The sequence below is a fragment of the Erwinia endophytica genome (assembly GCF_009295515.1).
Classification (GTDB): domain Bacteria; phylum Pseudomonadota; class Gammaproteobacteria; order Enterobacterales; family Enterobacteriaceae; genus Erwinia; species Erwinia endophytica.
This window is the reverse complement of record NZ_RQVV01000037.1, coordinates 100,559-107,021: the sequence shown is the minus strand read 5'-3', so window position 1 is coordinate 107,021 and position 6,463 is coordinate 100,559. Positions and strand designations below refer to the sequence as shown.

General features: G+C 47.1%; 6 protein-coding genes and 3 pseudogenes. All 9 read right to left on the bottom strand.

Annotated elements, in window-relative coordinates:
* Positions 1-52 precede the first annotated feature (52 nt).
* The 9 genes and pseudogenes from EH228_RS12235 to EH228_RS20535 all read right to left on the bottom strand — a co-directional run bounded on the left by EH228_RS12235 (position 53) and on the right by EH228_RS20535 (position 6,381).
* Positions 53-478: an Ail/Lom family outer membrane beta-barrel protein gene (locus tag EH228_RS12235; RefSeq protein ID WP_152321931.1), complete on the bottom strand. Its 426-nt coding sequence runs from the start codon at positions 476-478 to the stop codon at positions 53-55.
* Positions 479-1,036: 558 nt separating this feature from the next.
* A pseudogene (locus EH228_RS12230) lies at positions 1,037-1,730 on the bottom strand (IS1 family transposase).
* Positions 1,731-2,064: 334 nt separating this feature from the next.
* Positions 2,065-3,447: pseudogene (locus EH228_RS12220) on the bottom strand (VENN motif pre-toxin domain-containing protein); the annotation flags it as partial.
* Positions 3,448-3,480: 33 nt separating this feature from the next.
* Entirely contained in the window at positions 3,481-3,741 is a 261-nt protein-coding gene (locus tag EH228_RS12215; RefSeq protein WP_152321930.1) for an immunity protein, read from the bottom strand.
* The gene (locus tag EH228_RS12210) at positions 3,738-4,187 is read right to left on the bottom strand and encodes a hypothetical protein (RefSeq protein ID WP_152321929.1); all 450 of its coding nucleotides are present in this window, start codon (positions 4,185-4,187) and stop codon (positions 3,738-3,740) included. Before EH228_RS12210 ends, EH228_RS12215 begins: the two co-directional genes overlap by 4 nt.
* Before the next feature lie 173 nt (positions 4,188-4,360).
* A pseudogene (locus EH228_RS12205) lies at positions 4,361-5,053 on the bottom strand (VENN motif pre-toxin domain-containing protein); the annotation flags it as partial.
* A gap of 1 nt (position 5,054) precedes the next feature.
* Positions 5,055-5,621: a hypothetical protein gene (locus tag EH228_RS12200; protein WP_152321927.1), complete on the bottom strand. Its 567-nt coding sequence runs from the start codon at positions 5,619-5,621 to the stop codon at positions 5,055-5,057.
* Positions 5,622-5,690: 69 nt separating this feature from the next.
* Positions 5,691-5,966, bottom strand: coding sequence for a hypothetical protein (locus tag EH228_RS12195; RefSeq protein ID WP_152321926.1), 276 nt, complete (start codon positions 5,964-5,966; stop codon positions 5,691-5,693).
* 268 nt (positions 5,967-6,234) lie between these two features.
* Positions 6,235-6,381 carry a hypothetical protein gene (locus EH228_RS20535; protein ID WP_240116284.1) on the bottom strand — a complete coding sequence of 49 codons (147 nt, stop codon included), beginning with the start codon at positions 6,379-6,381 and terminating at the stop codon, positions 6,235-6,237.
* Between the last annotated feature and the right edge of the window lie 82 nt (positions 6,382-6,463).

Here is a 6,463-nt window from a genome sequence, read left to right as displayed (position 1 = left end):
CGGGCATCGTTAACTTAAGATACAAAAGCGGTCTGGAGATGGTGGGTCAAGATCAGTAATAGAGATTCCCCATATCGCTATAGCTTCCCCCAGTTTCATACTTGTTCCAGCGGGTTCTGGCCTTGCCTTTGTTGTAGTTCAGGCCAACCAGCCCATAGAGACTGATGTAGTCATTAAAGCGGTACGCGGGACCGACAGCCAGAGAGTAATAAGTCAGTTTGGCATGGTGGTCCATCTTGTCGTTATCATAATCAAAATAAGTGTAGTTGAAAGTGTCGCTCATATAGGTAAATGAGCTGATAATGCTGAATGGAGAATCCCATTCGTAGCGGTATTTTAAGTTAACACCTTCGATATTTCCAACGTTCTGAAGTTTACTTTGGGCGAAACCCAGCGTCACGGTCTGATTATTAGCGGAAGCCAGAGGGGAAAAGGCAACAGAGACCAGTAAAATGGCGCTGCATGTTAGTTGATTCATTGCATCATCCTTAATGGGAAAGGTTTACCCGTCAATAAAGAAAGTCAATTTATGAATAAAAAAGGGCTATATGAAAGCCGTATTTTTATCTGTTGATTGAATAATATCGTACATTGATGCTTCACATTTCATCATGTAAGGCCTGTGTCAGCGGGCTCCCATCTTTGATAAGTGTGGCATTATTATGTAAGGCATATTTAAGACGTGCACAGGGGAGTGTAATGGTTTAATGAATGATTACCAAGTGAATTGACAGGGAATAATGCAGAGAGGATCACATAAATAATATTATGTTCGTGACCATTTTTCAATATTAGTAAGGTTGCTAATGGTATTAATGATATTTATCATGGATCTGTTTTTTTTATTATGACAATAAAACCTATTTTTTGCTTCTTTCTCGCTGTTGATTATCACCATTTCAGCGATTTTTTATTAGGCTAAGTATATGTGTTAACATTTGTGGTTAAATGATTAAAATAATAATCAGGTGGGTAAAGAGACAATCCATAATATTTTATTCTGTCCGCGGTGCCATGCAGGGGGGGATGACTCCAATTAGTAGAACATGTGTTTTTCGATGAAGGCTCCTATGACCTTTTCATGAATTTCAACAGAGCGTGAGAAGCAGAGGGTTCTGTGGGCCAGCCGTTTGATTCGGGTTCTCAGTGTCAGGTTGTTACGCTCAATACGCTGAGTAAAAATCTTGCCGGTCAGATGCTTATCCTTTGGCACCTCTCTGGCATAACTTCCCCAGTCATCGCTGGTTATCATACCGATGTTAAAGGAGGTGAGCAGGGCCAGTAATTCACGACAGGTTTCATCGGTACGTGGACCAAAAGTGTAAGCCAGTACGCCTCCGGTTTTTGTGTTATAAGCGTACCAGAGCCAGTGTTACCGGGCTTTACTGCCAACAAAAGCCCACTGTTCATCGAGTGCACAGATGAGGGCCACATCGGCGTGAGCGACCGAGAAGTTGTTATCCGGCGGGGCGAGAGCTTTTTAACGTTCGTATAACTGTGTTGATGCCAATCTTCAGCGTTCTTGCGGTATCCCGGACACCTGCTCCGTTGAAGGCCATATCAACGATCTGTTCTTTGACGCCGGGTTTTCGGGCTTCGTAGGTATAGGTCAGTTGGAAAACGCGTTTACATGACCGGCAACGAAAGCGCTCGTGATGGGAAGAACTACGACCATGGCGATAAACTTCATCTGAATGACAGCGAGGACAATGAACAGTAACGGAAGCCAAAGGAAACCTCAAATACCAATATATTATCAGAAATTTCTATCGATTGGAGGCATTACCTAAAATCCCAGCCGATAGGGCTGGGATTGGTGAGTTATTCAGGTGGAACTTTCTGGTTCTTTCTTTCCTTTAACCAAATTTTTATCCAGATTCCAAAGCCCAGAATAAGGCCGCCAACATAACCGGACTTAAAGAAAGATGCAAAAACACTTTCCAAACTGAATGGGAAAAACCTTTTTTTAAATAAATAATCACTGACGCAAGAAGTACTGATATAAAATTAAAAAATAAAAATAATATCAGGCACATAAGCATCAGTTTGAGTAGTAGGAAAAAATTACTTTTCATTTTCATTTTTTCCCTTTTCATCTAAGTGACCTTTTACAAAATTTCCTGTTTCCTCACTGATATAGTTACCACCAATAGCGCCTGTTAAATCAGAAACAGCCTCTTCTGCAACTTTCGACGTTACGCCTTTTATTATGGTGCCACCAATACCTCCAGCTACAGTACCCGCGCCAGCACCTGCCACCGAATTCGTCGGATCTTCTCCTTTTATCCCACTGCCTATCGCTGCTCCGCCCATATTGATCCCGGCTGATGGGATAAGACCTTTCCCGGTAGTAGCAGCAGACGTCACGCCAGCCATAATTGCATCAACATAGCTGAACGGATCATTTCCGCTAAGCTGCACTCCGGTATTTACGCCCACGCCAATCGCCGCGTTCAGCGCCATCCCTTCTTTTATTGTGGTGCCAAGTACGCTGCTGCCAAATATCAGCGCGGAGTCGCCGATACTGGCATTGGATTTATGATAACCCCAAGTATTCATAATAGTTTGTGCCTGCGACATGGCTTCCGAGTCAGGATTCCGTTTTATATAATCCTGGCCCGACAGCAGGCCTTTTACCAGTTCCTGTGCCACGGCTGTGCCATATGTCCGTTCCATTTCAGAAGCATAAACGCGGAGATAAGCGGCCAGTTCAGCCTGTTCTGAGCTGTTCATCTGTGAAGGATTGGAGGTAAATTTCGAGACCAGTGCATCACTGCGTTTATCGGCGTTTTCCAGCTGGATCAGTTCATTAGCGGCGGCTAAAGACCTGTCGCCCTGTTTGATTTTCTCCACGACTTTGTCGAGCTTATCGGAGGAGGTTGCACCAAGCAGATTATTGGTCACGGTGGTTTGCCCTGCCTGGGCTGCGGCAACAACATTTGCCGTGCCGTTCCCGGCTAACCCACCGGCCAGACCCGCCGCCAGCGTCGCCAGCGCACTCACCGTCTGCTTCTCGCTCTCAGACAGCTCACTGACCGGTTTCCCGTAGGCGTTCAGGGCGATCATCCCGACCATTTCAGCCGTGGCTGCGCCTGTCGCACCAACCAGCGCATTATTACCCTGGGCTGCTGCAAGTGCCGCGTTGACCGCCGCATGGGCCAGTACCTTACTGGCATCATCCAGTCCGCTGCTACCGATAATATTGGCAATATACGGCGCAGAGCCGCCTGCCAGGGCTTTCGCCAGGTCGCCACCCGCCAGACCCTGTACCGCAGCGGTGGCCGCCTGAATAGCCTGCTGTACTTTGCCGCCGGTGCCGAATCCGCTTTCCGTGAACGCCTGGTTATAAAGCGTTTGCCAGGCCTGGCCGCTGATATCGTCAGAAGTCGGCACTTTGCCCGGATTGGTTTTACGCCAGTCTGCCTCTGCCGCTTTCAACTGCTCCGGCGTGGATCCCGGCTCGGTGGCCGGGATTCATATCTACTGAGAATTACGGGGAAGTCCCTTGTCTTTCATCTTGGATAAAAGCCAGATACCTACTGCTGTAGGGATTCCCACCACGATACCTCTTTTAATTGAAAAAAGTACATCCTCATGCCAGCCAAAAATGAAAGAGCCATTTTTAAAATAAACCAAAATTGCAGCACATAAGCAACCCGACAAAAAAGCAAGAGTCATAGTAACGATAAAAGTTGCCAGCAAAATAAAAAGAGATTTTAAACCATAAGTATTAGGTGTCATTTGTTATCCCCATTATCCTTTAACTTATCTTCAACTTTACTTCCTGTAGCTTCGCTAATTACAGAACCGCCAATAGCTCCAGCGATATCCGCTGTTTTATCTGAGACGATAGGGAAATATTTATTCCCAATTCCTACAACCTTGCCTCCGCCTGCACCAATTGCAGTACCAATAGCGGCCCCTGCTACAACCGGAAGTGCATCTTTCCCCTGTAACTTGGCTCCCGCATACGCACCCGTAATACTTGCTGCTTCAGTGAACCAGAACCCTTTACCCTGCGTAACGGCCCCTGAACCCGCCGCTATCAGTGCATCGGTTATGCTTACCGGGCCACCGCCCGCAATCTGATTACTGACATTGGCCGCACCACTGATAGCTCCGCCTGCCAGGATACTTCCTGCCGTTGCACCGGAGGGCAAAAGTACGGGCGCAGCTACAGTGGACATTCCCCCCCCCATGCTGTTAAAAGTCCCGAGGCCGGATTCTGGTTCGCTGGTAAATCACCTTTAGCATTCTTACTCAGCGCTGCGTTAATCTCTTCCGGTGTTGCTCTGGCATCAGTCATTGACGTTCCCAGTGTTGAGGCGGCCTGGCCATAATCCGCCAGACCACTGGGCAGTGAGAGGTTGTTGTTATTGGAAGAGTTCTTCCCGGCCTGCGCACCAGCGACCACATCAGCAGTGCTGTCGCCCACAGCGCCGCCTGCCAGACCCGCCGCCAGGGTGGCCAGTGCGCTGATGGTCTGCCTCTGGTCCTCGCTCAGGTTTTCCCGTTTAACCCCCGGGTAGAGCTGCTGGGCGATAAGCTCACCAGTGGTTGCCCCTGCGGCTCCGGCCAGCGTGCTGTTGCCGTTGATTTGCGCCACCACCGCGCCCAGAACGGCATGGGCCATCAGGTTGGCTTCGGCGTTGACCTTGCCCGTTGCCGGATCGGTGGTCATATTATGGATAACTTCCGCCAGATACGGCGCGGAACCGCCCGCTATGGCCTTCGCCAGGTCGCCACCCGCCAGACCCTGTACCGCCGCGGTGGCGGCCTGGATGGCCTGCTGGATGGCGCTGCCGGTTCCCCATTGTTGCTGGGCCGCTTTGTAGCTGTCCGTTGCCGTCAGTTGAGCGTTGTAGTTCGCCCGGTCTTCCTCCGTGGCACCCGCTCCCGGCTCGCTGATACCTTTCTTCTCAAGCTCCGCCTTGCCGGCGTTTGTCGCGCGGATAGCACCTTCCGTCCGTGCAATATCCCCAACCTGAACCCCGATTTCCCCTATCAGCTGTGCTTCTTTCAGCCGGTTCTGCTCTTTCTCTTTATCAAAGATTTCAAGAAAAAAAGCCTTTTTTCTGACAGATTTTATCATTCCATACTTTTATACTTTCATGTGTGGTTACATCATTGACTATGATATTCCCGGCACTTTTTATAATCTCTGGTTTTTCAGTATAAATCTCATACTCGTGATTTTTTTCAGGTATAAAGCGAGTGCTTTTTTCATAATTTATATTGTTACCATAACGATCACTATCGGTTGTTCGGTTAATAATAATAAGGTGTTCATCTGGTCTTATTGCGTATTCTTTTACTTTTTTATTACCAAAGCTGTTTGGGGATTGCATATTGATTTTTTTTGTAAATTCAGTACTATAATCAGCAGAACTTAGCACTGACAGGTGAAAGGCTGAGGTGAGTTTTCGGGTCTCAGTTTCTTTATAACAATCACCCTCCTGTTCATAAGAGACCACACTGAGAACTCCTTTGTCCAGAACTCTTATTTTAGCTGCATCAACTCCATTATAATCTTCCAGTGAACGTCTCACATCAAGTTGACAGCCAGATAAAAAATCACGAGTAATAATGAAAAATAGTTTTCTCAGTACTTCATAAATCATTCCTTGATTAACAATGTATAAAAATGAATCGTTTCCGTGTACCCCGGCTCGATTGGCCGGGGTCGTGGTTTACTGCGGATCGGATGGTGGAGATTTGCGGGCTTTACGCTCGTCTATTTTGGCAAAGATCCATACTCTTGCTCCTGCTGCTATCCCAATAATTAAACTAACAACGGATAGGTAGCTCAAAGATCTTTTGGAAAAATCAATTTCCCCTGAGATAATTAACTCGATAATTACGTTGTTAACCAAGAAGATAAATGCGAAAAAGCAAAAGATATAATAAATTGTGCTTAAGAAAAAAACAGTAAAAGTTGCTTTCTTCTGGCCATTTTTAATTTTCATTAACTTTATCCTTAATTTTATTGCTTATTATTTCTCCCCCGATGCCACCAAACAGATCATTTACTTCTCCAGGGAAGGGGGCTAACTCCCCGAACTTTCCTCCAGCCCAAGCCCCTAAAGCTGCGCCACCAACAGCTCCTATGTTAGGCCCGTCAGTAAACACCGCGCCACCTACCGCTATGCCAACGTTTTGCCAGATGTCACGTCCTGGTGCAAGCGCCCCAGTCACAGCAGACGATGCGCTTCCCCAGTAATCCCAAGTCTTCTGCTAATTTTCTGGCAAGCTTTGGTTCTTTTCACTGTTGATATCGAACCACTGATAAGTACCGTTAGCAATTTCCGCTATTGTACCGCCTGCCACAACTTTACCAGTACTTGCTGCCGGACCTAAATAAGCGGCTCCAGCAATCAGCACGCCATCTTTATATCCGTCAACAATGACTTTGGTAATATTTGCGCCTTCCGGTAAATCACCTTTAGCATTCTTACTCAGCGCT

Excerpts from the sequence above, each read along its gene's own strand:
- EH228_RS12195 (WP_152321926.1), bottom strand. The coding sequence starts at position 5,966 with ATGAAAATTAAAAATGGCCAGAAGAAAGCAACTTTTACTGTTTTTTTC.
- EH228_RS12200 (WP_152321927.1), bottom strand. The coding sequence starts at position 5,621 with ATGATTTATGAAGTACTGAGAAAACTATTTTTCATTATTACTCGTGAT.
- EH228_RS12235 (WP_152321931.1), bottom strand. The coding sequence starts at position 478 with ATGAATCAACTAACATGCAGCGCCATTTTACTGGTCTCTGTTGCCTTT.
- EH228_RS12215 (WP_152321930.1), bottom strand. The coding sequence starts at position 3,741 with ATGACACCTAATACTTATGGTTTAAAATCTCTTTTTATTTTGCTGGCA.
- EH228_RS12210 (WP_152321929.1), bottom strand. The coding sequence starts at position 4,187 with ATGTCCACTGTAGCTGCGCCCGTACTTTTGCCCTCCGGTGCAACGGCA.